Origin of the sequence: Sphingorhabdus lacus (assembly GCF_009768975.1) — a bacterium.
Taxonomy (GTDB): domain Bacteria; phylum Pseudomonadota; class Alphaproteobacteria; order Sphingomonadales; family Sphingomonadaceae; genus Sphingorhabdus_B; species Sphingorhabdus_B lacus.
The window spans coordinates 2,226,566-2,253,083 of record NZ_CP035733.1 but is presented as its reverse complement, the minus strand read 5'-3'; the positions used below and the strand labels follow the sequence as shown (position 1 = coordinate 2,253,083).

Here is a 26,518-nt window from a genome sequence, read left to right as displayed (position 1 = left end):
CGCTTCGGTGATAGAAAGCGTTTGAAACGGTACGGGAGATGGAGAATGGCATTTCAGTCTGCGAAGTGGGCTTCTGCGGCCTTGGTTACTTTATTGGGCAGCACCGCGCTCGTCCCCAGCATCGTTCATGCTCAAGAAGCATCTGAAGCAGCCGATCAAGACACCCAGGAAATTGTTGTCAGCGCCTTGCGCCGTGACCAGAATCTTCAGGATGTTCCGGCCGCGGTAACCGCGTTCAATTCGGAAACGATCGAAAATGCAGGCATTGAAAAGCCTCTCGATTTCATAAATCTCACGTCCAACGTCAATCTGGTCGAAACCCAGAATTCGGGTAACGCCTTCATCATCATTCGCGGCATCACCCAAGCCCGCAATAGTGAGCCCTCGGTCGCAGTCGTCATTGATGGGGTTCAGCAGGTAAATCCTGCGGCCTTCAACCAAGAATTGGTCGATATCGCCCAAATCGAGGTCCTCAAAGGCCCGCAGGGTGGTCTTTATGGTCGTAACGCCATTGGCGGTGCGATCATCATCACTAGCCAGAAACCAACCGATACCTTGACCGGCAGTTTCAAGGCCGGCATCGACAACGGGTTCGGCTGGAATGTCCGCGCAGGGATCAGCGGACCCTTGTCCGACACCGTAAAATTCCGTCTGTCGGGCTCCTACCGGGATACGGACGGATATCTTCGCAATACATTTCTGAACGAGGATGCCGACCCGGTAAAAGACCTGTCGGTCCGCGGGAATTTGTTGTTTGAACCCGGCAATGGCTGGACCGCCGATCTGCGCGCATCTTATGCCCGACTGGAAACACAGGCGCTCTATTTCAACATCGTCAATGATGTGAACGACACCAGCCTTCCGATCCGGGTCAATAACCGCGGTATCAACAACCGCGACATCCTGAATGTGGCCGCAAAGTTTGCCTATGAAGGCGAAGGCTTCACGGCGACGTCGATCACCTCATATGACACCGTGAAGGAAATCCTCACGGGCGATGCCTTCAACTTCCTACCGTTCAACGAATCCCTTCTGGTCGCTGTTTTTGGCCTGCCGTTCGATCTTGCTCAGAGCCAATATCTGAATGTGAAGGCTGTCAGCCAGGAAATCCGGATCGAGTCCCCGAAAAACGAGAAACTCTTCTGGATGTTCGGCGGATATTATATCGATACGGCACGCTATATTTCGACGGGCAATCTGCTCGATTTCCAACAAGGTGTATTCCCGGTTTTCCGGACGCCATCGACCAATCCCGCAAGCCCGCAGTCGACATTTCTGGCCGACAGCCAGAACAATTTTGCCTGGGCCGTATTTGCCAATCTGGGATATGAATTTTCCGATCAGTTCCGCGTCGATGCGTCGTTGCGCTATGACCGTGACAAGCGGGTGAACACCACGCTGACACCGACGGCATTCCTGCCAAATGTCCCTGGCTTTCCGCAGGGCGCAACAGGTGAGAAACGGCGTGCAACCTTCGACGACCTGCAACCGAAAGTCACGCTTACCTATCAGCCGACCGATGATATCACATTGTACGGCGGATACAGCCGTGGCTTCCGCTCGGGCGGCTTCAACCAGACGGGCGTCGGTGGCGTGGCGAGCAGCAATGGCATCGTCGGCGTTTCGGACATTTTCAAAGATGAAACCGCAACGACATTTGAAGCGGGGATCAAAACACGTCTGCTTGATCGCAAGCTGACTTTGAACGCTGCGGCATATTCGACCTTGTCGCGTAACAGCTATTTCTTTGTGTTCCTTGCCGCCAACTCGACCCAGAATCTGGGGAATGTCCCCAAAACACGCATTCAGGGTTTCGAACTGGAAGCGACATTGCGGCCGACACCGGATATCCAGTTGAACGCGGCCGCCGGATATACGTGGAGTGAAATCAAGGAATTTCCGGATCCCGTTGCAATCGGGAATGAAGCGCCACTGATTTCGCGATACACCTATAATCTGGGTGCGCAATTCACGCCCGAGCTTGGCGCCGGCTTGAAAGGGCTGTTCCGCGTTGACTATCGACGCACCGGGAAAACATGGTGGGAGCCCTTCAACACAACCGTGCGCGCACCGGTCGATCTGGTGGATGCGCGGGTGGGCGTGAACAGCGACAGTTGGTCTGTGGCGGCTTTCGCAAGCAACCTGTTTAACGAGAAATACAACGCCGAATTCTCGCCAGGCGGTTTCGTTTTCAAAGCGCGGCCGCGGATTTACGGTCTCGAAGCATCCTACAAATTCTAAGGGTTCAAAATGACGAAGGTCCTTGTTCTATATTATTCCAGCTACGGTCATATCGAAGCAATGGCCGAAGCGGTTGCCGATGGGGCAAGGTCGGTGTCGGGCTGTACGGTTGACGTCAAGCGTGTTCCGGAACTGGTTCCCGAAGAGGTTGCGGCCGCTGCCCATATCAAGGTGGACCAGGCCGCCCCGATCGCCACACCAGACGAACTCGCCAATTATGACGCGATCATTTTTGGAACACCGACGCGGTTCGGAAATATGGCTGCACAGATGCGGAACTTCCTTGATCAGACCGGCGGGCTTTGGTTTGCAAATGCGTTGGTCGGTAAAGTCGGAAGCGTGTTCTGTTCGACGGCGAGCCAGCATGGTGGTCAGGAAACGACCATAACGTCTTTCCACACTAGCTTGTTGCATCACGGCATGGTCATCGTCGGATTGCCCTATACGTTTAAGGGCAATAGCGAGATGGGAGAAATCAGCGGTGGGACCCCCTATGGCGCCACAACTTTGGCGGGCGCCGACGGGAGCCGGATGCCAAGCGAGAATGAGCTTGCTGGCGCGCGTTTCCAAGGGCGCCATGTTGCCGAGATCGCCGGAAAACTGATAGCATAGTCTTTCCATGTGATTCTAATTTGAGAGATGAGGACAGATAGAATGAACAGCGAAATTCTCGCCAAAAGGCTGCATCATACGGCTTATGTCACCAAGGATCTGGAAGCGACACGGGCGTTCTACGAGGATGTTCTGGGCTTCCCGTTGATGGCGACCTATTGCGAGAAGGACGAGCTGTTCGGCAAGGAGCGCACCTATTGCCATTGCTTTTTCGAACTGGCGGACGGCAGTGCGCTGGCGTTTTTCCAATTTGCCGACCCTGAAGATCAGGCTGAATTTGGCCCGGAAATTCCGGAATCGCCGTTCATTCATATTGCGCTGCAGGTGGATGAAAAAGGGCAGGCCGAACTGGAGCGCAGGATTGCTGCCGCCGGTTTTGTGGAACCCGACACCTACATCCTCGAGCATGGCTATTGCCGGTCAGTCTATGTGAAAGACCCCAATAACATGATTCTGGAGTTCACATATGACGCGCCGGAAGCAGCGCCGCTGGATGCCCAGCGCCGGGCCGAAGCACGCTCCGAACTGAGCCGTTGGTTGGCGGGTAACCATAGCAACAATAACCCGTTCCGGGCATTGCACGCTTAAGCACATAGTGGAGCCCTCGGTGCAACGCGAAGGCTCGGACCATGATATCGCCGACGTGCGCTGGATCGATGTGGAAGGCGGAAAACTGCCTGTCCGTTCCATCGGCTCTGGCCCTGTCGTGCTGTTTCTGCACGGCTGGACACTCGACTGGCGCATCTGGCTGCCGCAAAGCGCGCTGGCGCAGGACATGCAGATTGTCTTCCCGGACCGTCGCGGCTTTGGCGGTTCGACCGCACCCCCTTTGCTCGCCGCTGAGCGCGACGATATCACCGCAATCGCCGATCATTTCGGCGCCGGAAGGTTCGCGCTTGTCGGGCTGTCGCAAGGGGCTTCGGTCGCGCTCGACTATGCGCGGTCAAATCCGGAAAGGCTCAACGCGCTCATTCTGATCGGTGCCCCGTTGCACGGGTTGGTTCCGGACACGGACAATGTCGCCGAAATCGACCGCCCCGCACTGTCAGCGCTTGTTCGGGCGGGCAAGCTACCGGACATGCTCAGCCAGTGGCGACGCCATCCATTGACTCAGGTCACCGAAGAAAATCGCGCGCTTCTGGATGAAATTCTGCGCGATTATGACGGGCGTGACCAGTTGGTCGATCAGGGTGCACTCGATATGTCACTGTCCGACCTGCACGCCCTCTCTGTCCCCACACTCGCGCTCGCCGGCGAAAAGGACAGTGCATGGCGTAAACAGGTGGCGCAATTCATAGGGGAGAACACGCCCCAGGGTGTCACGCAATATGTACCGGATGCGGGCCATCTTGCCAACATCGACCAACCGGAAACCGTGAACGCATTGATCCGAGATTTTTTCAAAAATAACAGCAGCAAGGAAGACTGATATGGCCCATGCAAACCGCTTTTTGACCACCCATGTGGGCAGCTTGCCGCGCGAAGATGAACTGATCGAGATCATGTTTGCCAAGGAAGATGGCCTGCCGCTCGATATGGAAGCCGTTGATGCGCGTATCGCGGAAGCGGTGCAGTTTGTTGTCGACAAGCAGGCAGAGGCGGGTCTCGATATCATAAATGATGGCGAACAGTCCAAGCCGAGCTACGCCACCTATATCAAGGATCGCCTCAATGGCTTTGGCGGCACCGGGAACAGCTTTGCGTTCCAGGATATCGAGGATTTCCCCACCACCAAGGAGCGCGTGTTTTCCGACCCCGGCCGCAAGCATCGCAAAACCCCCGCCTGCAACGCGCCTATCACCGTCAAAGACATGACGGCCGTGACGCGGGATGCCCAGGCGCTGAACGCATCTTTGAGCAAGCATACAGGGAAAACCGCGTTCATGAGCGCAGCCTCACCCGGCGTCACCGCGCTGTTCTTTCGGAACGATTATTATGACAGCGACGAGGATTATGTCTTCGCCCTCGCAGAAGGACTCCGCCACGAATATGAAGCCATCGCGGCGCATGGCATCATACTTCAGATCGACTGCCCCGATCTGGCTATGGGCCGGCACACCCAATTTCGGGAATTGGACCTGAGCGGTTTCCGCGACAAAATGGCGTTGAATATCGAGGCGCTAAACCGCGCCACCGCCAACATCGCGCCCGAGCAGCTGCGCATGCATATGTGCTGGGGCAATTATCCCGGCCCCCATCACTGCGACGTGCCGTTCCGCGATATCATCGATCTGGTCTGGCGCGCACGTCCGCACGCAATCCAGTTCGAGGCTGCCAATCCGCGTCACGCGCACGAATATGCAATGTTTGAAGACGTCAAATTGCCCGAAGGAAAAGTGCTGATACCCGGCGTGATCGAATGCCAGTCGAACTATATCGAACATCCGGAACTTATCGCGCAGCGCATCGCCCGATATGCCCATCTTGTCGGACGCGATAATGTGATGGCCGGTGCCGATTGCGGCTTTAGCATCCATGTCGGGTCCGGCAGCGTCGACCGCAATGTGGTCTGGGCGAAAATGGCCGCGCTTGCGGAAGGTGCCAAGATAGCATCGGCTCAATTTTGGCCATGAATTTGGTATCGAGGTCATCCTAATCAGAAGGAGGACTTAGGTCCGATCGCACCCGACGCCCTCGCGCACGCAGTTTTCATTGGCGCCCGCCCAGAGCAACCGTTAGTCGCCGGACATGGATGCAAATAGCTGGCGATTCTGGGTTGATCGGGGTGGCACCTTTACGGATGTTATCGCGCGCTCGCCCGAGGGCAGCATAACCACCGTCAAATTGCTCTCCGAAAATCCCGAACAATATCGGGACGCGGCCATTGCCGCGATCCGTCAGGTGACGGGTGTTTTTTCAGGCCCCTTGCCGCCGCTGGAATTGCGTATCGGCACGACGGTCGCGACCAACGCGCTGCTCGAACATAAGGGCGAGCCGACCTGCCTTGCCATTACCGGCGGCTTTGGCGACGCGTTGCGGATCGGTTATCAGGAACGGCCCAAATTATTCGTGCGCCAGATTGAACTGCCTGCGCCTTTGCACGCCAAAGTCGTGGAGATTGACGAACGGATTGACGCCCGGGGCGATGTGCTGAAACCGCTTGATGTGGAAAGCGCGCGGGCGGCGTTGCAGGCCGCCTATGATGAAGGCCTGCGGTCGCTGGCGATCGTTTTGATGCACGCCTTTCGCTACCCCGCGCATGAAAAAATGCTGGCGGCGATTGCGGCGGAAATAGGCTTCCCGCATATCTCGGTCAGCCATGTGGTCGCGCCGCTAATCAAGCTGGTCGGGCGCGGCGATACGACGTTGGTTGATGCCTATTTGTCACCCGTGCTGCGCCATTATGTCCGGCAGCTGGAGGCCGACGCAGGCGGCGAAATCGCGGCCCTGTTCATGCAATCCAATGGCGGGCTTGCGAGCAGCGACCGGTTTCAGGGCAAGGACGCGGTCCTGTCGGGGCCGGCAGGCGGCATTGTCGGAATGGCGAAGACCGCAGCGCAGGCGGACATTGCGCATATCATCGGCTTTGACATGGGGGGCACGTCAACCGACGTGTCGCACTATGCCGGGCATTATGAACGCGAAAGCGAGACGATGGTGGCCGGCGTACGCATCCGTGCGCCGATGATGCGCATCCATACGGTTGCCGCAGGGGGTGGATCCATTTGTACCTTCGACGGCGCGCGCTTTCAGGTCGGTCCGCATTCGGCTGGCGCGATCCCGGGGCCTGCCTGCTATCGGCGGGGCGGGCCGCTGACGGTGACGGATTGCAATGTCATGCTGGGCAAGATCGTTCCGGACCATTTTCCCCACATCTTCGGGCCGGATGCCAACCTACCGCTCGACACCGCCACAGTCCGCAGCAAGCTGGAAGCGATGGGGGCGGAGATTGCCGCGGCCACCGGACAGCAATTAAGCCCGGAAGAAATCGCGGAAGGCTTTGTCACCATTGCGGTGGCCAACATGGCCAATGCGATCAAGAAAATCTCGGTCGAGCGCGGGCATGATGTCACACGCTATACGCTGGCCTGCTTTGGCGGGGCTGGCGGCCAGCACGCATGTCTGGTTGCCGATGCACTGGGCATGGATCAGGTCATGATCCACCCGCTGGCAGGCGTATTGTCGGCCTATGGCATGGGCCTTGCCGACCGGCGGGCCATCCGGGAGCAAAGCTATGGCGGCCCGCTGGATGCTGAAGCACTCGCCCCGCGCATCCGGAAACTGACCGCCGAAGCCGAAGCCGATTTGCGTGCGCAAGGCGTTGAGGGCGAAATCCTGGGCGAGGCAGCCGTCCATATCCGCTATGAAGGCACAGACAGCAGTATCGAAGTCCCCTATGGCGACGTGCTGGCAATGCAGGCCGCATTTGAGGACCGCCATTTCCGCCAATTCGGCTTTGTCAGCGCCGCGCCGATTGTCGTCGAGATGATCCGCGCAGAAGCGGTCTTTCGCAGCCCGGATGAAACCGGCCTCACATTTGCCCTGCCACCGGAGTCCGGCCCACCGCAGGCGCATATATCCTGTTTCATGGCGGGTGCCGCGCACAACACGCCGCTTTACAACCGGAGCGATCTTGCGGCCGGATTTTCCGCACAGGGTCCGGCAATCATTATCGACCCCGTATCCACAACTGTGGTCGAACCGGGCTGGACAGTGGAGGTCGATCGCATCGGCAATCTGATGATGACGCGCAGCACGCCCCGTGCCGCCGCCGGCACCATCGGCACCGAAGTCGATCCGGTGCGCCTTGAAATCATGGGCGGGCTATTCATGGCCATTGCGGAGGAAATGGGCGCGGCGCTCCAGCACAGTGCGTCGTCGGTCAATATCCGCGAGCGTCTGGATTTCTCCTGTGCGCTGTTTGACGCCAGCGGCAATCTGGTTGCCAACGCCCCGCATATGCCCGTGCATCTGGGGTCAATGGGCGAAAGTGTCCGCACGATCCTGAAGCGACGAGCAGGCGGCCTTGACGGGCGGGGGATTATTGCGGGCGATGTTTATGCCCTCAACGCCCCCTATGATGGCGGAACGCATTTGCCTGACATCACCGTCATCATGCCGGTATTCGTCGACCCCGCCGACGAGGTGCCTGCCTATTTTGTGGCGGCGCGCGGCCATCATGCGGATATTGGCGGCATAACACCGGGTTCCATGCCTCCCAACAGCCGGTCGGTGGAGGAAGAAGGGGTATTGATCGACAATATGCTGATTGTCGAAAATGGCCAGTTCCTCGAAGACCATGTCCGCCAACTGCTGGGTTCCGGCGCATGGCCATCGCGAAATATCGCGCAAAATGTAGCCGATTTGAAAGCGCAAGTTGCGGCCTGTGCCAAGGGCGCATCGGAACTGGTGCGTATAAGCGGCGACTATGGTCGGGCTGTGGTGACGGCCTATATGCAGCATGTGCAAGACCATGCCGAAGAGGCCGTGCGCCGCCTGATCCTGCGCCTTTCCGACGGGCATTTCCGCTATGCCATGGACAATGAGGCGGTGGTCGAGGTGGCGATCCGGATCGACCGGGAAGACCGAACCGCCATCGTCGACTTTAGCGGAACGACTGCGCAGTTGGACGGCAATTTCAACGCTCCGGTATCGGTCGTTCGTGCAGCGGTCCTCTATGTTGTCCGCACGTTGATCGACGACAGCATTCCCATGAACGAAGGCTGTTTGAAACCGGTCACGATTATTGCGCCGGAAGGAACGCTGGTACATCCGCGCTATCCCGCTGCGGTCGTCGCGGGCAATGTCGAGACAAGTCAGGTGATTACCGATGCCCTGTTTGGTGCGCTAGGCGTGATGGCGGGTGCGCAGGGGACGATGAACAATTTCACCTTCGGCAACGACCGATACCAATATTATGAAACCATCGCAGGCGGCTCTGGCGCGGGGCCCGGCTTTGACGGCGCGTCGGTCGTGCAGACGCATATGACCAACAGCCGCCTGACCGACCCCGAAATATTGGAGACCCGCTTTCCCGTACTGCTCGAAGAATTTTCGGTGCGCGCACATTCGGGCGGCGAGGGGATGTACAGGGGCGGCGATGGTGCCGTGCGCCGGATCCGCTTTCTGGAACCGATGACGGCAGGCATCTTGTCCAACCGCCGCAAAATTCCTCCCTTCGGACTGGCGGGCGGCGGCCCGGCTATGCTGGGTATCAACCGTATCGAGCGCAGTGATGGTCATGTTGAAAGCTTGGGCGCAACGGCGACTGTGGACATGCAGCCGGGCGATGTTTTTGTCATCGAAACGCCGGGCGGTGGCGGCTATGGCAAGGCATGAGGGCGGGGGAATTTAGCTGATGTGGGTTTTGCTGGGGATCGTCGTGATCGTGGTCGGCTTCATGCTGCGGTTCAACCCGTTGCTGGTGATCATGGCCTCGGCGGCGGTGACGGGCATTGCGGCGGGCTTTGACCTGCATGCGATTATCTCGGCCTTTGGCAAGGCCTTCAACGATGCGCGTTATGTCTCCATTGTCTGGATCGTCCTGCCCGTCATCGGAATGCTCGAGGCCTTTGGCCTGCAGGAACGTGCGCGCGGGCTGATCTCCAGTCTGAAGGGGGCGACCATTGGACGCCTGCTGGCCGGTTATCTGTTGTTGCGGCAGGCGACGGCGGCGTTGGGCCTGACCTCCATTGCAGGTCATCCGCAAACCGTCCGCCCACTCGTTGCACCCATGGCGGAGGCCGCTGCGGAAAAACAGGCGGGAACTTTAACGGACGAGGAAAGGGAGGAGGTCAAAGCCTATTCTGCCGCAACCGACAATGTCGGCCTGTTCTTTGGCGAGGATATATTTCTGGCCATTGGCTCGATCCTGCTGATGAAAGGGTTGCTCGAACAATATGGCATCATATTGGAGCCGTTCGAGCTTTCCATCTGGGCGATCCCGACAGCGATCGCGGCCTTTATCATTCACGGGTTCCGTCTCTGGCGACTTGACCGCCGCTTGGCGCGAAAGACCGCCGCCGCGGCCCAAAGCGGAGATTCCGCATGATCACGCTGACCTGGGTTTATGTGCTTGCAGGCGCCGCTTTTGCGGCCTTCGCGCTGTTCAACCTCAACGACAAAAGCAATGCGCGGCGGTTTGGCAATGCGGCATTTTGGGGGCTTATGGCGGTCAGCATGTGGGCCGGCAATTGGCTCGGCGATTTTGGCAATGGCCTGCTTGTCCTCGCCCTTGTTGCCATTGCCGGTTTTGGCGGCTTGGGCAAAGCGAAAGACGATGCCATCCCCGAGGCAACCAAGCAGGAACGCGCCGCGCGCTATGGCAATGGCCTGTTCGGGATTGCCCTGATCATCCCCGCCACGGCATTGGCCGGAACCTTGCTTTTCAAGGAATTTCCGACGCTGTTTGACGTGAAGCAAGTTACCCTGATTTCACTGGCCATGGGGGTCCTGTTGGCGCTTGCGGTCGGTTATGCATGGCTGCGGGCGGCTCCCGCGCTGCCGCTGTCGCAAGGGCGGCGCCTGATGGATTCGGTCGGCTGGGCCGCAATCCTCCCCCAAATGCTGGCCAGTCTGGGCGCGGTATTTGCGCTGGCAGGTGTGGGTGATGTGGTGGGTGGCGTGATCCAGCAGGCCATCCCGGACGGAAGCCTGGCGGGCGCAGTCATCGCCTTTGGTTTGGGCATGGCGCTGTTCACGATGATCATGGGCAATGCCTTTGCCGCATTCCCGGTGATGATCGCGGCGATCGGGATGCCCTTGCTGATCAAGCAATATGACGGTGACCCCGCGATCATTTGCGCCATCGGTATGCTCGCCGGTTTCTGCGGCACGTTGATGACGCCGATGGCGGCCAATTTCAATCTGGTTCCGGCGGCGTTGCTGGAATTGAAGGATGAAAATGCCGTCGTCAAGACACAGGTTGCGACGGCGATCCCGCTGCTGATCGTCAATATCGCGCTCATTTATTTTCTTGCATTCCGATGACGATACTGACCATCGCCATTGCGTCGCAATTTGCCCGCGCCACGCTCGGCCACATCGGCAAGCCTTATCCGTACAAGATGGACCTGGTGCTGAACGGGCCAGAGGATGCGCGCATTCCGGCCGCGTTCCATCCGATTTTCCATGGCAGTTTCGACTGGCATAGCTGCGTCCATGGCTGGTGGCAGATCATGCGGTTGGCCCGGCTTTTCCCGGACATGGCGGAGGCTGCCGACATCTACGCGCGTGCCGATGAAATGCTGGTGCCGGAAAAAGTCGCCGTAGAACGGGCCTTCCTTGATCGTCCCATGTCCGCAGCTTTTGAGCGGCCCTATGGCTGGGCGTGGTTGCTCGCACTGCATGCCGAACTGGAGCGGCATGAGGGGCCGTGGGCGGCGGCGCTGGAGCCACTGGCACTTGCCTTCGCCGCGCGCTTCCATGATTTCTTGCCAAAGCTGACCTATCCGCTGCGCGTCGGCACGCATTACAATATCTCGTTCGCGCTCGTTCTGGCGGGCGACTGGGCGGAATCGCGGGACCCCGCACTCACCGCCCTGATCGCGCAAAAGGCCAATGGATGGTTCGCCCAAGACAGGGATTGTCAGGCGTGGGAACCGGGCGGCGATGAATTCCTATCCTCCGCTTTGACCGAGGCGCTGTTGATGAGCCGCATTTTGCCCAAGGCCGAATTTACGGCATGGTTCGACGGCTTTCTCCCCGCCGCAGCCCAAGGTCGTCCGGCGAGCCTGTTTACCCCGGCTATCGTCTCGGACCGCAGCGACGGCAAGATCGCGCATCTGGACGGCCTCAACCTCAGTCGCGCCTGGTGCTGGTGTGCGATTGCCGCTGCGCTCGGTCCGGAGCATCCCGTTTCGCAACCTGCCGAGCGAACGGCCCGGTTCCATCTGGACGCCAGCCTGCCGCATGTAACCGGTGATTATATGGGCGAACATTGGCTCGCCACCTTCGCGCTTCTGGCGCTGGAATAAGCTCGGCCAATTTCACTCATTAGGGGGCCGGGTCGTCGCCCTATGATGCCCGCGCTAGTTTCCCTTGCGGCGCATCAGGAACACCGAAACCAGACCCACAGCTGCAACCACCCCCATCACCGTGCCCATGGTCGAGGACATGGTTGCTATGGCTTCGGCGGGGGTGCCTGCAGGTTTCAGACTGCCCGACTGGATTCCGGAAACGAGCCAGATCCAGATGCCGGCCAGCAACGCTTCGCTGAAGAGGAGGACGATGAGAAGGCGGGTAGATGGTTTCATGTTGGCGCGTCCTTTCTGTAAGTTGGAGACAATTGCTATCCTAACGTGCGGCGGGTGCGATGGGGTTCAAGGTGAGGGGTTCAGGGTGACCTCACCAAAAACATCCCGCAAAATGGCCTCGCCGCCTTCGACTGACAAAGGCGGTGCCTTGCCGGCAAAGGCTGCACCGCGAACGGCATAGTTCAGGGTGTAAATCGAGTCCGCATCGCGGAACATCATGATATAATTCTGTTCGCCTGCGCCCCTTAAAGCCTTGGGGTAGGCGCCTTCCGGTAATGATGGGCAGCCATTGGCGATGATCGAGCGTTTCAGCCCGCTCGCCAAAATCCGTTCCCCGCCATCCCGGTAAATCGGGCCGGTTGTGCAGGATGCCGGGTAAAAGGCCTGGCGGGCAATGTCCGCGCTTTTCATCGGCGAACGCCCCAACCCGCGATAGGCCTGGATTGTCACGAGCCGCGTCCAGTTGGCGAGGGTCTGGCCCTTGGGGACATATTCGATCAGGATGTTGGTGCCATTGTTGCGGTCGTTCGCGCGGATCATGTCCGCAGGCAAGTTGAACACCAGGGTGCGTTCGAAAACAGGCACCCGTGCCGGCCCGGCTGGGGCCGCAAATGCCGGTGCTGCTAGCGCAAGAAAAAGAAAAGGTCGCATGCTTTCACTCTTTCGGTTTTTTGCCGGTAGACCCGAAATACCATGCCCCGGCGATACCGCCAAGAAGGGCAAGCGCGGGCGCGATGACAAAGGCAACGCCCATGATGCCGCCGCCGTCCCGATCCGCGACATCCAATATGTCCCATGCGAAGACCGTACCGAAAAAGACGAGCACATAGGTCGCAACCGCGCCGCCAACAAAACCTGCACCGCTACGCAAGCATCCGCCGGACATCAGGCGCAGGCCTTTTGCATTGACATATTCAGCTCCCCCCAGCAGCCGTCCGCTTATTTGGGCTTGCCGCTAAAGCCGCTGGCGGCGCGCAGTTCGTCGGCGTTGAGGCGGTAGCCATCAAGAAACACGGTCGTGATCCGGCGAAGTGCGGCCATATCCTTGGATGCGTCTCCTTCGACAAGGATTAAACTCGCGCTCTTGCCCGTTTCGATGGACCCGAAACGGTCGTCCATCCCGGTCATTCGCGCAGGGACGATGGTTGCTGTCTGCAGCGCCTCTTCATTGGTGAGGCCAGCCTGCTGATAAAGTTCAAGCTCGCGCACCAGTTCCAGACCATAGCCGTCTGTTCCCGCGACAATGCGGACACCGGCCTTGTGCAAGCGTCCGACTACGCCGACCATCTTGGCAAAGCTCGCTTTGAAATCTGCGCGGGTTAGACCGTCGAACAAGGGGTAGCCGCCGACCTTCCAACTGCGCGAAATGGCGGGCGGGGAGATTTCGGCGAACGGCGCATAGGCAGGCAGGGTCGCACTGCCGTCCGAAGTCAGACTGCCTTCCCAGACCGAGATCGTCGGATCGATGATCGTCTTGCGCTGGGCTAATTCGGCGTAGAAGGCTTTCATTTCGGGCGAGTCCAGATCGACATCCTTGCCATATTTGGCTGGCCCCTCCAACCGCGCGGCGGTGTTGGCCTTGTCGACCACGTCCTGCGGCATCGCCTGCATCATGATGAAATTGATGTGCGTGATTTCGTCATAGCCCGCGCGCACCGCCTCAATTGGACGCATTCCGGCGGGGATATGCCCGCTGACATGCAGCCCCAGACGATGCGCCTCCGCCGCCGCAGGGGCGATCCAGGCGGGCGTCATCGAGGTGTAGAATTTTGCGCCGGAAAGCCCCGCGTCCTTGATCTTGCGCACGGCCTCGATGGCTTCTTCGGCCGAACTGACGGTCAAGGCGCCTTGCGCGGCGAGGGGGTCCTTGCGGTCGATGATGACCGCCACCTTGCCATCGGGCGCGAGCAGGTCGCCGGACGCACGGCGCTTGAGGATGCTGAGCGACTCGTCGATCATCGACCCTGGGCTGCGAAAGTTGGTGATGCCGGTGGCAACATTCTGCAGCAGGTTCCAGTCGCTGCCGCCGACGTGCAAATGGGAATCCCACAGTCCGGGCAACAGGGTCTTGCCGCGTCCGTCAATCCGCGTGGTTCCCTCTGGCACCTTTATCGTCCCTGCAGCGCCCACCGCTTTGATCTTGCCATCCTCGACCAGCACGGCGCGTCCGGCGACATAGCGTCCGGCGACCGAGTCAAACAGCAGCACATTGTCGACCAATGTCGGTGTCCGGTTGGCAGGGCTCAGAAATTTGCGCGCCACATCGCGCACCATGACGGCTTCGGTGGCGTCCTGTACTTCTTTCAACTTGGGTCCGGCCTTTTCATAGCCTGCGGGCAACAGCGAAATGACCCCGGCATTGCCGAAATAACGGTTATTCTTGTCGAGCCATACAGGTGAGGGGGCGAAACCCGATCCTGTTATATAGGCAAGCTTCACCGACTCCTTGCCCGCCGGTCCGTCAATCTCGGTGGCGGCGCCAATGGAAATAGTTGCCTTGCCACCCGGCAGCAGGTCAATTCCCTTGCTGCCTGCCGCGACAAGCGCATCCACATCGAGCGCGCTGGACAGCCAGGGGCCGCCATAGCTGCTGTAGCGCTTGTTGCCCAAAGGTGCGCTGCCTTCGTCCACTGCGGTCTTCCATCGCGCAATACCCTTGGCATCGACACTATAATCTTCGGTCGCATCGCCGCTATCGGTGTATCCGCGGATTGTGATGGTCGTGGGGCGTCCGTCCGGACCCAAGACCGTGGTCTGGTCCGTCTCGGTAATCCAGCCACGCAGGGACATTGACATGCGATAGGCCAGCTTGCCATCCTCGGTCTTCCACGACCAGATATCGCCATGCTTACCTGCGGCCGAACTGATCGTGTAATGTTGCGCGGCAGCAGGCGGTTGCAACAGCTGTTCTTTCGGCGTCGGTTCGGCCTGCGCCAGTGATGATGTGGTCAAGAGCAGCAAAGCAAAGAATTTGAGGCGCATGGATTGGTCCCTTTTTAACAGCGGGTGCAATCATATGAGCCCCCTTGTCCAGAAAGGGAGTGAGCCACAGCCAGAAAGTTGATGCAAGTGCTATGTTGCATCCATGCTGCGCAGCATGGATGACGGAGGATTAACGGATCACGTAGCGCATTTTGACGGTCGCGATTGTTCCGGCCGCCATTGTGCCTTGTGGGCGGACACGCACTGCGGTTATCTTCGGGTCTGATCCATCCGGCCCGATGACGGGCTGGTAACTCCAGTCCAGCCCGCCATTGTTTGAAAATTCGACGCCATCGGTTGCGCTATCGAGGCCCGAATAGGTCAGAAATACCCCCCCTTTGCCAGCGTCAAGCTGCACCGGACCCGAACCGGGATCTTGAAAATCGGTCACGATCATGGCGAGGTTCGGGGGCGTCGGGTCGGTAATCAACAGAGAGTTGCTCGTTAAGTCATAGTCAGGAGGGATTTCAATATTGATGGAGTAGGTAATGATCCCGCCCGGTATCATCTTGGGATTTTTATAGTTGGATACCGGATCCCAATGCGCTGCGCTCGATTTCTGCACCGACAAGGAAGGCGAATAGGTCACGCTGACGAGGTCGAGGTTCGCCGGATTGGGGATGAAAGCTTCAAATCTATAGCTGCCCGCTGCAACCGGCACATAATCAGCACGCGCCATTTTCCAAAGGCCGATGGGTTCGGACGACGAAAAGGAAACAGACGACGTCGCAACAATTTTGCCATTGGAAAGATTGCGTACCTGGACAAACATTCCGGATAGGTTTTGCGGGAAATCGCGGACCGAAAACCATCCGCTGAAGCTAATCAAGCCCGCCGCCTCAATTTTGAAATCCTGGTTCAGTTGTCCTGATGTTCCGCTGACATCAATATATTGGCGGTCACCGCCTTTAGGTGTTTGGGTCGCATTGTTGCAGCACAAGGCCTTGTTGGCCACGACAATGTTGTAAGGTTTGGGGTCGCTATTACCCTGATTGGACATCGTCCATTCCGGAATAGACGCATAAAAATTGTTTCCGGGATTTGGCGCGACCGGATCTTCGAAGCTCCGGTTTCGTAGAAGTTCCTGGGCGTTTGCCGAATTTGCGGCCAGCATCAGCAGGCAAAAGCACGCAATCAACCTGCCCAATATGGGGAATGGTGCCAGCAAATTTGTCACGGAGTCACATCACCTTCGCAGCATGGGCCAGAAATGGTGTTACGGCGGCGGGACCGCTTTCTTTACTCCGCTCTGTGCTTTTCACCTTGTTTTACAAATGGGTCGTGCCCCGAATAGCCTGTCCGGCCCAAATGCCGCTTGCCTCGCATCCGACTTATGGTAGCTAAACTGCCGCGGACCCGACGGCGAAACGGACGGGCGAAACGGGAGGAACAGATATGCTGACGGCAGGGGATGATTTCCCTATTCACCAATCGCCGGAGCCTGTCGCGCTCGTCTCGGACCGCAATTTCTACGACCGCTATTTCTTCAATGGCGCTTCGCCCGACGGGCGGATTTTCTTCGCGGCTGCCATGGGCATTTATCCGGCTCTCGACATTATCGACGGCGCATTTTGCGTCATGGTGGATGGTGTTCAGCATAACCTGCGGGCATCTGCACGAATGCAGGGGGAGCGGATGGCGATGCGGGTGGGTCCGATCACGATCCAGATCGTGCAGCCTTTGCACATCCTGCGGGTGACGGTCGACGCCAATGACGGCCCCCTAGCGTGCGATCTGACCATCGTTGGCCGCCATTTCCCGATTGAGGAACCCCGCTTTACCCGGCGTAACGGCACGCGCCTGTTCATGGACTATACCCGTCTGACCCAAAATGGTCGCTGGTCGGGACATATCTTGGTGGATGGACAACGCATCGATGTCGATGAAAGCTTTACCGGAACGCGTGACCGCAGTTGGGGTATCCGCCCCGTCGGTGCATCCGATCCGCAACCGCCGCCCAGCTCGCTTTCCGGTACTCTGCCACAATTTTTCTGGCTCTGGACGCCCTGCAATTTTGCGGGCCATTCGCTTTTCCTCCACACCAATGATGATGGTGCGGGTGATCCCTGGAACCGCCGCGGGGTGCTGTTTCCCGATGGCGGTAAAGAACAGCATTTCGACAAGGTCGACATCGACATAATATGGAGCCCGGGATCACGCCGCGCTCGGGAAGTCCGGGTCGATTTGGGCCCCCAAACCAGCTTGCTTTTGAAACCCGTGGGGGGCGGAGGTAGTGCGACGGGGCATTTCTATATGAACGGGCTGGGTTACACCCATCCCCAATGGGGGCATGGCATGGACCATGGGGCTTTGGAGGTTGCACATGACCGCATCGACCTTGCCACGGTGAACGATAATGATCCGTCTTTCATGCATATACAGGCCATTTCCGATGCGGTGCTGATGCATGAAGGGCGGGAAATGCATGGGCGCGGCGTCGTGGAACAACTGTTTCTTGGCCCGCATGGTCCAAGCGGTCTGACGGGTCTGTTCGATCCGGCGGTCACGGGTTGAGCGCTTCAATGGCGGATTATCCCACCCATCCCGACGCCATGCAGCCCGGTTGGCTGGCCGAAACGCTTGGTTTTCCGGCATCGATGCTGCGCGGCTTTTCGGTCAAACCGGTCGGCACAGGGCAGATGTGCGATAGCTATCGTCTGACGCTCGATTGGGCGACAGGCGCTGAAGGCGCACCCGCCACGGTGATTGCCAAATGCCCCAGCCACGACCCGGCAAGCCGGGAAGTCGCCCGGACTTTGGGGGGCTATCTTCTCGAAGTGCGATGGTACCAGACGCTTGCCCATGACGTTGCAGTGCCGCGCCCGCATTGCCATTTTGCCAAAATCGAAGACGATGGGGTTAGCTTTTTGCTGCTGCTGGGTGACCTTGCACCCGCCGCACAAGGGGACCAGTTAAGGGGTGCCGGACCGGCGGAAATCGACCTTGCGGTGGATGCGGCCGCCGAACTGCATGCGCCCTTATGGAATAGCCCGCGTCTTGCCGAAATCGAATGGCTGCAGCGCGATACGCGGCCGATCGTGCGCGCGCTTTTCCCCGTTTATTTTGCCCAGTTTCGCGAACGCTATGCGCAGCGTCTGGACCCCGAATGCCTCGCACTCGGTGACGGTCTGGTCCAGAAACTTGACGCCTATCTGGCGCACGAGCCTTCGGCAACGACGCTGCAGCATGGGGATTTGCGCGTCGACAATATCCTGTTCGCGCCCGACCACAGCGCCTGTTGGGTGGTGGATTGGCAAACTTTGACGATCGGGGCAGGGGCGCGTGATCTTGCCTTTCTGGTGGGGACGAGCATTGCGGATCCGGATGAACGCGCGGCGTTGGACCGTCCGGCTTTTGACCGGTGGACGAACCGTTTGGCGGCATTGGGTGTTGCAACGGATATTGATGCCTTGTGGCAGGATTACCGCCTTGGCGCATTGTCGGGCTATTTCATGGCGGTCTTTGCTTCGATGAGCGTCGAGCGCACCGAGCGGGGTGATGAAATGTTCGCCGTCATGGCCGAACGCCCCGCGCGTCAGGCCATCGCCTTGCGGAGCCTCGATATACTCTGAGCGGCACCGCGCGGGCTATGACCTTGCAATGTAGGACAAGGTTCGCAATTCTGGCGCGAAGGACGTTGCGCCATCGTCCCTCAGGCTCTTTGAATTGTAGACATGACAGTCGAGCTCTTTTTTTGCGGCACACGAAAGCACAGCGACTTGTTAATTAAAGGATACAAAGGATACATATTCGCATCCGTTTTGCGTGTCCTTTGTATCTTTAGGAAAGGCAGTTCCCGCGGTCGCCGTGTGCCGATGGGCCTAGGCTATTGCATCTGGGCCAATATGTCGCGGATGGCGACAAAGGCGAAGCAGACCGAGGAGTCGGCAACTCCATAGGGCAGGAACAGATCATCACCGACGCGGATCGCGCCGCAGGTATAGACGACATTGGGCACATAGCCTTCCCGGTCCTCATCCGCTGCAGACAGGATGGGGCTTGGTGTCCGCCCCAGAACGCGGGACGGGTCTTTCTTGTCGAGCAGCGCTGCGCCTATGGCGTATTTGCGCATCGCGCCGACACCATGCGTCAGGACAAGCCAGCCTTCGTCCAATTCTATAGGCGCGCCGCAATTGCCGATCTGGACATATTCCCAAGGGTATTTCGGCTCCAGCAGCAATTCTCCGTCGTCCCATTCGTCGATTTTGTCCGACCGGAGCAGAAAGAGATTCTTGCCGTCCTGGCGCCCGATCATCAGGAACTTCCCGTCAATCTTGCGCGGGAAAAGGGCCATGCCCTTGTTCCGGCCCGCGCTGCCGCGGATCGGGGTCAGGGTGAAATCATGGAAATCGCGGGTGCGTAGCAACTCGGACCGGATATCACGTCCGCTATAGGCGGTGTAGGTGCCAATCCATTCGCTTTTGCCGCTATCACGTTCGAACTCGACGAGGCGCAGATCTTCCAGCCCGTTCCGCTGGGCTTCGGTCATCGGAAAGATGACGGTGCCCGATATGCTGGCGTCCGGATGACGGTAAACGGAAACCGACCCATCAGGCGCATCCCGCTTGGGCTTGCCGAGCATGGCAGCGGTGGCAAAGGCAGGTTGATGCGACAGGGTAAGTTGGCGGCCGGACGAAATGATTCCTTCGCGAAAGGCTATGGTCGAAATATGCCCTTCACCGACCGCGCGTAACGACAGCAGAACGCGGACGCTGCCATGTTGCAAGCCGCTTTGATCAGGATGGCGCACCACGCTCGGGTTCATCAGCGCCGCCGCTGCATAGCTATATTCATGGCAGAAATAGGCGCCGATCAGTCTTTTGGTATTCCGCTTTATCGATGCGCCATCCAGTTTGAGCGCGAATTCGATTTGCTTGTACCGGTCGTCGAAAACGCGTTCCAACTGCCAATGGCGGTCTGCAAAATCGTTAAGAACAATACCCATTTCACTTCGCACGGTGCGGGGATCAAGGCCAATAATGTCGCCGACAAGTTTCCCCACCCGTTCAATGTCCGGGCCGGATGCTTGCCACGCAAGATGAAACGGGCGCACGACAACACGGCTGGGATCGGCGTGCAGGCGCAACTCATGCTGGAATAAATCAACCACAGACGAGCACTTTCAATTGGTGTCCGCTTTGGACATCAAATCCCGGATCGAACAATGCGCCAACTGGTAGGCCAGCACGGACTCGGCGCCTTCGTTGAGGTTGAGTCCACGCGGATTGATGCCGTCATGGCACGATCCCGAAACGGGGTCGGCCACCGCAACACCGCGATCGTTGGAGCCAAAAAACCAGGCATAGGCACGGCTCGCATGGCTGAGCCATTGGCGGTCCTTGGTCGCATCGAACGCCGCATGGGCGGCGTCAATCGCGGCCCAGGCTTCGACGGGTTGCTGGTCGAAAGGACGCGGCAGGGCATATTCGCGCCCAAAGCTTTCGGACCCGACGGGACGGAAAAAACCTGCCGGGCTGATCTGGATGTCCAAAATCCAGCGCAGCGTTTCAAGTCCGGCGGCGGTAAACTCAGGGCGATCCAGCCTTAATCCGGCGCGGATCAAAGCCTCGGGCATCCGGCAATTATCGTAGGCGAGCACGGTTTCAAACCAGGGCCAGTCGGCCTGTCGTGCCGAGTGGAGACGCGCCATCAGAAACTCCGCGCCATGCTCCAAGATCGATCTTGCCGCCGCATCGTCCATTCTGGTTTCGAGCCGATAATCGGCGCCCAGCATCGCAAAGGCCGTCGCGCGAGGCGATCCGAAATCGGCAGCACTGGAGATAGTCCGGTCGAACAGGCGCTGCGCCCATTGGCGCAAGGACGGCGTGATACCCTGATGCGCCGTAGCGCCCAACGCCCAAAGGGCGCGTCCGCAACTATCCTCTGACCCGACTGCCTCCAGCCAGTTTCGGGCATAGCCCATGAAATTGCGAAACTCTTGGGCGTCATCATTCCACGAATTTTGCACAAAGCCTGCGAAGATCCCGGCGAGACGCGAGCGGTGGGGTTCTGCATCATGGCCAAGGCGGTTCATCAGCATCAACGCCCGGGCATTGTCGTCGACGCAATAGCCATGCGCGCGGTCCGGAACGGAGAAGATGGAATGTTGGATAATGCCGGTGCTGTCGCAAATGCGAAGCAAGCCTTCGATACCCGGGCTTTGTGCAGGGTCTGCAAATGGCGACGCATGGGGCTGTAGCTCCTGCGTCACCAGATCGTGGCAGCGCATCGCAAAAGCCGGCCAGATCATATCCCGGCCCCGATCATAAGCGCGCTTCTGCATGGCGTTGAGGCGTCCCGGCGCGTCGAGAAGACCGCCAATCTCGCGGGCCAAGGCGGTGCTATCTCCAAAGGGGATCAGGACACCATGGTCATCTGCCAGCAGTTCGACAGCATGGGCATAGGGCGTGGAAACCACGGCTTTTCCCAACGCAACGGCATAGGACAATGTGCCGGATGTGGCTTGGTTGGCACCAAGATAGGGCGTCACATAGATGTCGGCAGCTTCAATCAGGTCAAGCAAAGCTTCGGTTTCGAGGAAAGAGTCGATCCAGCGAATGTTGTTTTCTACACCCAGATCGTGCGCAAGCTTCCGTAGGCTATCGCGATAAGCTTCGCCTTCCCGCGCGAGCAAATTGGGGTGCGTCGCGCCAACGATGCAATAGAGAACATCTGGGTGGGTCGACGCAATTTCCGGAAGGGCACTTATGACCGCTTCAATACCTTTGCCCGGCGACAAAAGGCCAAATGTCATGATCACTTTCCGGCCGGTTAAGTGATGTTCTGCTTTAAACTGGTCGGTGCGTCCGAACGGACGGTCCGGAACGCCATGCGGTATAATTTCAATCTGCTCGGGATCAGCACCAAATACGTCCTTTAGCAAAAGGGCGGCGCGCTCCGACATGACAATCAGCTTGGACGCGCGGGCGATTATACGGTCGATCACGCGCCGCTGGTCGGCATCGGGATCGGGCATGACGGTATGCAAGGTGACGAATAACGGGGCTGCTATCCGGTCCAGCAGCTCCAGAATTTTATCACCGGCATATCCACCAAACAGGCCGAATTCATGCTGCAACCAGACGAGGTCTACATGGCTGGATTCGATTTGCCGCGCTGCCGCGATGAAGCTGTCGGTATCGTTTTCGACGATAACGCCGCGAACCGGAGCCGCGAAGGCAATATCATTCGCAACAGGCGCCATGGCATAAACATCGACTTCAGTCTCGGGATAGGCTGCGCGGATAGAATCGTGGGTATCGGCGGTGAATGTTGCGATGCCGCAGCGTCGGGGAGTGAACCCGCCTATCAAGGCAATTCTTGGCGCGATTGAAGTGGCTTGGTTGGTTGCCGCATTGCCATTTGCCGACAATTCTTCGTCCAGCATGAAGCCGCGACGGAGAATGCGTTCAATGCGCATATCGGCGATGGACGATGGCGGAAAACCGCGCCCTACTCCGGTAGGCAATTGCTTGGCATTGGCGGTTGTGGGATTTGCCAAAAAGCTCATCGGTGCAGCTCCAAATATGGGTCGGCAAAAGGCGCGCCGCTCCCACCGAAGGGAGCAAGCAAAGCGCCGAATGTCCGAGTTAGGGTCTCGCCATCGGATTATTCTTTCGATGAAAGTCGAAGGAAAAACTTATTGTGCTCGGAATTGTTCCAGTGGTCACAATTTCACGAAATGCATCAACTGACCGCCTGTTTCACCGTTTCGAGATTCGCGTTCGCGAAGTCCCAATTGACGAGATGGTCGAGATAAGCCGTTACGAAATCGGGACGCCGGTTCTGGTAATCGAGATAATAGGCATGTTCCCATACATCGCAGCACAGCAAAGGGGTCGCTCCGTTTTCGAACGGTATTTCGGCATCATGGGTCGTCACGATGCTGACGGCATCGTCGGCAAATATGAGCCAGGCCCAGCCTGAACCAAAATGCTTCGTTGCTGCGTCCTTAAAGGCCGTCTGGAAATCCTCGGTCGAACCGATATGTTCTTCAATCAGTGCTTTGATGTCGCCCGTTGGAGCGCCACCGCCGTCTGGCGCCATCGAATTCCAAAAGAAGTCATGGTTCCAGATTTGGGCTGCGTTGTTATAGATGGTCTGCCGTGCCGCGAGACCTTTCGATTGTTGAATGACATCCTCGAGCGGAAGGTCTGCAAGCGGGTCGTCCTTCAACAGGCTGTTCAATTTGTCGACATAGGACTTGTGATGCTTGCCATAGTGATAAGACATTGTTTCGGCAGAAATATGGGGCTCAAGCGCGCTTTCGGCGTATGGCAATGGTTTAAGCGTAAACATTCTGGCCGTCTCCTAGGGAATAGCGGGATGGGGACGGCACCGGCTCTGCAGATAATCCGTCCATAGTGACCAGAACACGCAACGGACGAATTTGGTCCCGACATAAGCGAACAATATGAAGGCGGCACAGGGCTGCGGGCTTATAGACAAGTTGCTGGATGCGACTTAGGCTCGGATTTGAACATGATGGCGCAGGGCAGGATTATTGTCAGATACCGTTCCCGACACTTTTGAAACCCCGAAGCGGATTTTGGTTTTTGGGGCGACCGGTACGATAGGTCGCGCGACAGTGCGCGCGCTGTTACATCGCGGCTATGATGTGACTTGTTTTGTCAGGTCCAGCGCGCATCTACCCTCGGATTTGCAAGGCCGCTCCCGCTTTGGGGATGTAACAAAGATCCAGTCCATCCTGGATGATGGAGTGTGTGGCGACCGCTTCGATGCGGTGGTATCCTGCATGGCCTCCCGAAGCGGATCGCAAGAGGACGCTTGGGCGATAGATTACCAAGCGCACATAAATGTGCTTGAAGCTGCCCGGTCAGCCGGCGTTGAACAATTCGTCCTTCTGTCGGCGATTTGCGTACAAAAACCGCGCCTCGCGTTCCAGCACGCCAAACTTGCGTTTGAGAAAGCACTGATAAAGTCAGGATTGTGCTATTCCATTGTGCGCCCGACAGCTTTCTTCAAATCGCTATCTGGTCAGGTGGAGCGCGTTCAAAAGGGCAAAGCTTTTCTTGTCTTCGGCGACGGCACATTAACTGCTTGCAAGCCCATCAGTGATGACGACCTTGCCAATTATTTGGCGGACTGCGTTGAAAAAACTGAGCTACAAAATGCAATTCTACCTATAGGTGGCCCCGGTGAGGCAATGACCCCGCTGGAACAGGGCCAGATGCTCTTCGAGTTGCTGGGGCGTGAGCCGCGTTTCCAGCATGTGCCTGTGCAATTATTGGATTACATAATCAAAGCTCTGGATATTTCCGGCTATCTCATTCCTGCGGCCCGAAAGAAGGCTCAACTGGCGCGCATCGGGCGCTATTATGCGACGGAATCAATGCTTCTATGGAATGAACGTAGCGGGGGCTATGACGCAAATTCAACGCCAGCCACGGGGTCCGAAACGCTCCGTTCCTACTACGGGAGTCTCATCTCCGGTACACGGCAAGCCGAGCGCGGGGAGCATGCGGTTTTTTAAGGAAAAAGTACCGAGATATATGGACTCTCGGCCTTTTTTGACGGATAGTTTCTTATGGGTTTTACCGAGCACCCTCTCCGGCGCTGGGCCGTCGACGAAATGCGGCTACGGCGCTTCGCTCCGGTTAGTTCGCACTGCGATATATTTCAGGTTGTACGCCTGATCGATCCGGAAGAGCGTTCCGATGAAGATCGTTGGCTCATTAATAAAAAACCCGATTTTGATGATTGGACGTTGGCCGCAAGACATGGTTCGGGGCATACCCATTCCGGCATATATTTCCTGTGGGAACGGCATACCGAAGCAAGCACTCTGACTTTGATATTTCCTATCGACACACCCGAAGCCGTTCGGATGCAGTATATCGGTTGGCTGGAACAGTGGCCGGGTGGGGTGGTCAGGGCAACGCATATTCTTGTGATTCCCGACGCCAGCAACATTGATCGCGATTTGGACCGCATTGGCATATCCACTCTGGAAATGGTCTGCTGTGACATTAATGCAGGTTTGCGGATTTGGTCGGATTTCAGCATCCACAGTGACGGTTACGGACGATTGCTTGTAACCGCAGGAAATGTTGAGGAAGGTGAAAGGGGCCGGATCATCCAACGTGTCCAGGAGCTGGGGAATTATCGCAATTTGGCGTTGCTGGGATTTCCGACAGTCCAGGAATATGGGCCCCAACTTGACCGGTTGGAACAGAAGCTTTCTGAACATGCCAAACGTGTCGCGGTGGCGAGCCAGGACGACGAAGTACTGCTCGACGAATTGGCAGCAATATCGTCTGAACTCGAAGTAATCAGATCCGCAACTGGCTTTCGGTTAAGTGCAACCGCAGCTTATGCAGAAGTAGCGGCCGATCGTCTTGCGGCATTGAATGTACAACCCGTTGCCAACTACCAAAGTTTGACGGATTTCACCGAGCGGCGATTGGTCCCGGCCTCACGTACCTGCTCTGTTTTCCGGCAGCGTTTGAGCCACATTGCCGAGCGTATATCGGGTGTCATGCATACGCTCGACGTCCGGATTGATAGCCGCATCAAGGCTCAGAATTTGAGTTTGATGCAGTCGATGGAGCGCTCCACGCAGCTGCAATTTCGGCTTCAGACCTTGGTCGAAGGTCTATCGGTTATTGCGGCCGCCTACTATCTGGTGGGACTTATCGCTTATATCGCAAAAGGGGCCGCAGCCTATCCGGCAGGCGCCAAATACGAGATGTTCGTAGGTCTGGTAACCTTGCCGGTGGTGTTGATCATCTATGTTTTCGTCCGGCATCTGAGGCACAAGGTCTTAAAGGAAAATGGCGAGGGAAATTCCCGTATTGCAGATGAGTAAATCGCGCGCATATTGCACTTTGAATCAAGGGCAATGTGGGTTAAGTCTTGCATTGGGTTGAGGACGTAGAATGTTGACTATGCTGTCAATTGAAACGGGATAGGAGAGTATATGGTCAAGTATAGAGCATTAGCTGGAGTAGTTGCAATTTCCGCGTTGGTCGCCGCCTGTTCGGGCGGAGGCTCGGAAAGCAAAGAAGGCGAAAAAACTGCAGCCGCCGCACCTGCGGCCCCGGCCCCGGCACCCGCCGCTGCACCAGCCGCAGCCCCCGCCGCCGCTGCCGCTCCTGCGGCAGATGATGTCACCACATTGGATGGCACCACCCTGGCAAGCTTCACCGGCGACGCCGCAGCCGGCAAATTGGTTTTTGCGCAGTGCCGGACGTGCCATGTCACGGATGCGGGCGTCAACAAAACGGGACCCTCTTTGGCAGGTATCATCGGTCGTAAAGCCGGCAGTGTTCCAGGCTTTAACTATTCCCCGGCAAATGCTGGAAGCGGCGTTACATGGACCAAGGAAAAGCTGTTCCAATATCTGGAAAAGCCACAGCGCGTAATTCCAAAGACGAAGATGATCTTTGCAGGACTTCCCGACGCACAGAAGCGTGCCAATGTGATCGCCTACCTCGAAAATCCGAGCTAAGCGCGCATAGAATTCGTCA

At 57.9% G+C, this 26,518-nt stretch carries 22 protein-coding genes; 14 read left to right on the top strand and 8 right to left on the bottom strand.

The annotated features are described in order from the left end of the window. The first annotated feature begins 45 nt into the window (after nucleotides 1-45). From EUU25_RS10550 to EUU25_RS10510, 9 genes are all read left to right on the top strand, one after another. Nucleotides 46-2,241 (top strand): TonB-dependent receptor, encoded by a 2,196-nt coding sequence (locus tag EUU25_RS10550; protein WP_158900801.1) that lies wholly within the window; start codon nucleotides 46-48, stop codon nucleotides 2,239-2,241. Nucleotides 2,242-2,250: 9 nt separating this feature from the next. After that, nucleotides 2,251-2,853: an NAD(P)H:quinone oxidoreductase gene (wrbA, locus tag EUU25_RS10545; protein WP_158900799.1), complete on the top strand. Its 603-nt coding sequence runs from the start codon at nucleotides 2,251-2,253 to the stop codon at nucleotides 2,851-2,853. 42 nt (nucleotides 2,854-2,895) lie between these two features. Further along, entirely contained in the window at nucleotides 2,896-3,441 is a 546-nt protein-coding gene (locus EUU25_RS10540; protein WP_158900797.1) for a VOC family protein, read from the top strand. 19 nt (nucleotides 3,442-3,460) lie between these two features. Next, a complete protein-coding gene (locus EUU25_RS10535) occupies nucleotides 3,461-4,282 on the top strand; it encodes an alpha/beta fold hydrolase (protein ID WP_158900795.1) in 822 nt (273 codons plus the stop codon). A 1-nt stretch (nucleotide 4,283) separates the two neighbouring features. Continuing rightward, the gene (locus tag EUU25_RS10530) at nucleotides 4,284-5,426 is read left to right on the top strand and encodes a cobalamin-independent methionine synthase II family protein (RefSeq protein WP_158900793.1); all 1,143 of its coding nucleotides are present in this window, start codon (nucleotides 4,284-4,286) and stop codon (nucleotides 5,424-5,426) included. Between the two features lie 115 nt (nucleotides 5,427-5,541). Next, nucleotides 5,542-9,132: a hydantoinase B/oxoprolinase family protein gene (locus EUU25_RS10525; protein WP_158900791.1), complete on the top strand. Its 3,591-nt coding sequence runs from the start codon at nucleotides 5,542-5,544 to the stop codon at nucleotides 9,130-9,132. 19 nt (nucleotides 9,133-9,151) lie between these two features. Continuing rightward, on the top strand, nucleotides 9,152-9,844 hold the full coding sequence (locus EUU25_RS10520) for a DUF969 domain-containing protein (RefSeq protein WP_158900789.1): 693 nt from the start codon (nucleotides 9,152-9,154) through the stop codon (nucleotides 9,842-9,844). After that, nucleotides 9,841-10,782 carry a DUF979 domain-containing protein gene (locus EUU25_RS10515; protein WP_158900787.1) on the top strand — a complete coding sequence of 314 codons (942 nt, stop codon included), beginning with the start codon at nucleotides 9,841-9,843 and terminating at the stop codon, nucleotides 10,780-10,782. Before EUU25_RS10520 ends, EUU25_RS10515 begins: the two co-directional genes overlap by 4 nt. Further along, nucleotides 10,779-11,768 (top strand): DUF2891 domain-containing protein, encoded by a 990-nt coding sequence (locus tag EUU25_RS10510; protein ID WP_158900785.1) that lies wholly within the window; start codon nucleotides 10,779-10,781, stop codon nucleotides 11,766-11,768. Before EUU25_RS10515 ends, EUU25_RS10510 begins: the two co-directional genes overlap by 4 nt. Before the next feature lie 54 nt (nucleotides 11,769-11,822). Here EUU25_RS10510 and EUU25_RS10505 read toward each other — a convergent pair whose 3' ends face one another. The 5 genes from EUU25_RS10505 to EUU25_RS10485 all read right to left on the bottom strand — a co-directional run bounded on the left by EUU25_RS10505 (nucleotide 11,823) and on the right by EUU25_RS10485 (nucleotide 16,206). Next, a complete protein-coding gene (locus tag EUU25_RS10505; RefSeq protein ID WP_158900784.1) occupies nucleotides 11,823-12,047 on the bottom strand; it encodes a hypothetical protein in 225 nt (74 codons plus the stop codon). 66 nt (nucleotides 12,048-12,113) lie between these two features. Then, a complete protein-coding gene (locus tag EUU25_RS10500; protein ID WP_158900783.1) occupies nucleotides 12,114-12,698 on the bottom strand; it encodes a hypothetical protein in 585 nt (194 codons plus the stop codon). 4 nt (nucleotides 12,699-12,702) lie between these two features. Next, entirely contained in the window at nucleotides 12,703-12,933 is a 231-nt protein-coding gene (locus EUU25_RS10495; RefSeq protein WP_158900781.1) for a hypothetical protein, read from the bottom strand. 53 nt (nucleotides 12,934-12,986) lie between these two features. Beyond that, nucleotides 12,987-15,029 carry an amidohydrolase family protein gene (locus EUU25_RS10490; protein WP_158900779.1) on the bottom strand — a complete coding sequence of 681 codons (2,043 nt, stop codon included), beginning with the start codon at nucleotides 15,027-15,029 and terminating at the stop codon, nucleotides 12,987-12,989. A 130-nt stretch (nucleotides 15,030-15,159) separates the two neighbouring features. Then, the gene (locus tag EUU25_RS10485) at nucleotides 15,160-16,206 is read right to left on the bottom strand and encodes a hypothetical protein (RefSeq protein WP_158900777.1); all 1,047 of its coding nucleotides are present in this window, start codon (nucleotides 16,204-16,206) and stop codon (nucleotides 15,160-15,162) included. A 218-nt stretch (nucleotides 16,207-16,424) separates the two neighbouring features. Between EUU25_RS10485 and EUU25_RS10480 the strand changes: the two genes are divergently transcribed. Then, complete coding sequence (locus EUU25_RS10480; protein ID WP_158900775.1) at nucleotides 16,425-17,543, top strand: Rv3169 family protein; 1,119 nt, start codon at nucleotides 16,425-16,427, stop codon at nucleotides 17,541-17,543. Nucleotides 17,544-17,551: 8 nt separating this feature from the next. Continuing rightward, on the top strand, nucleotides 17,552-18,601 hold the full coding sequence (locus EUU25_RS10475) for a phosphotransferase family protein (protein ID WP_158900773.1): 1,050 nt from the start codon (nucleotides 17,552-17,554) through the stop codon (nucleotides 18,599-18,601). A gap of 254 nt (nucleotides 18,602-18,855) precedes the next feature. Here the strand turns inward: EUU25_RS10475 and EUU25_RS10470 are convergent, their stop codons facing one another. From EUU25_RS10470 to EUU25_RS10460, 3 genes are all read right to left on the bottom strand, one after another. After that, nucleotides 18,856-20,139 carry a glycoside hydrolase family 130 protein gene (locus EUU25_RS10470; RefSeq protein WP_187351267.1) on the bottom strand — a complete coding sequence of 428 codons (1,284 nt, stop codon included), beginning with the start codon at nucleotides 20,137-20,139 and terminating at the stop codon, nucleotides 18,856-18,858. A gap of 12 nt (nucleotides 20,140-20,151) precedes the next feature. Continuing rightward, entirely contained in the window at nucleotides 20,152-22,539 is a 2,388-nt protein-coding gene (locus tag EUU25_RS10465) for a glycosyltransferase family 4 protein (protein WP_246162667.1), read from the bottom strand. A gap of 176 nt (nucleotides 22,540-22,715) precedes the next feature. Continuing rightward, nucleotides 22,716-23,327: a superoxide dismutase gene (locus tag EUU25_RS10460; RefSeq protein ID WP_158900772.1), complete on the bottom strand. Its 612-nt coding sequence runs from the start codon at nucleotides 23,325-23,327 to the stop codon at nucleotides 22,716-22,718. A gap of 205 nt (nucleotides 23,328-23,532) precedes the next feature. On the opposite strand from EUU25_RS10460, the gene EUU25_RS10455 reads away from it, so the two are divergent. From EUU25_RS10455 to EUU25_RS10445, 3 genes are all read left to right on the top strand, one after another. Then, nucleotides 23,533-24,522, top strand: coding sequence for an NAD(P)H-binding protein (locus tag EUU25_RS10455; RefSeq protein ID WP_158900770.1), 990 nt, complete (start codon nucleotides 23,533-23,535; stop codon nucleotides 24,520-24,522). A gap of 54 nt (nucleotides 24,523-24,576) precedes the next feature. After that, nucleotides 24,577-25,857, top strand: a complete 1,281-nt coding sequence (locus tag EUU25_RS10450; protein WP_158900768.1) for a DUF3422 domain-containing protein — start codon at nucleotides 24,577-24,579, stop codon at nucleotides 25,855-25,857. A 111-nt stretch (nucleotides 25,858-25,968) separates the two neighbouring features. Further along, on the top strand, nucleotides 25,969-26,499 hold the full coding sequence (locus EUU25_RS10445; protein WP_158900766.1) for a c-type cytochrome: 531 nt from the start codon (nucleotides 25,969-25,971) through the stop codon (nucleotides 26,497-26,499). Nucleotides 26,500-26,518 lie beyond the last annotated feature (19 nt).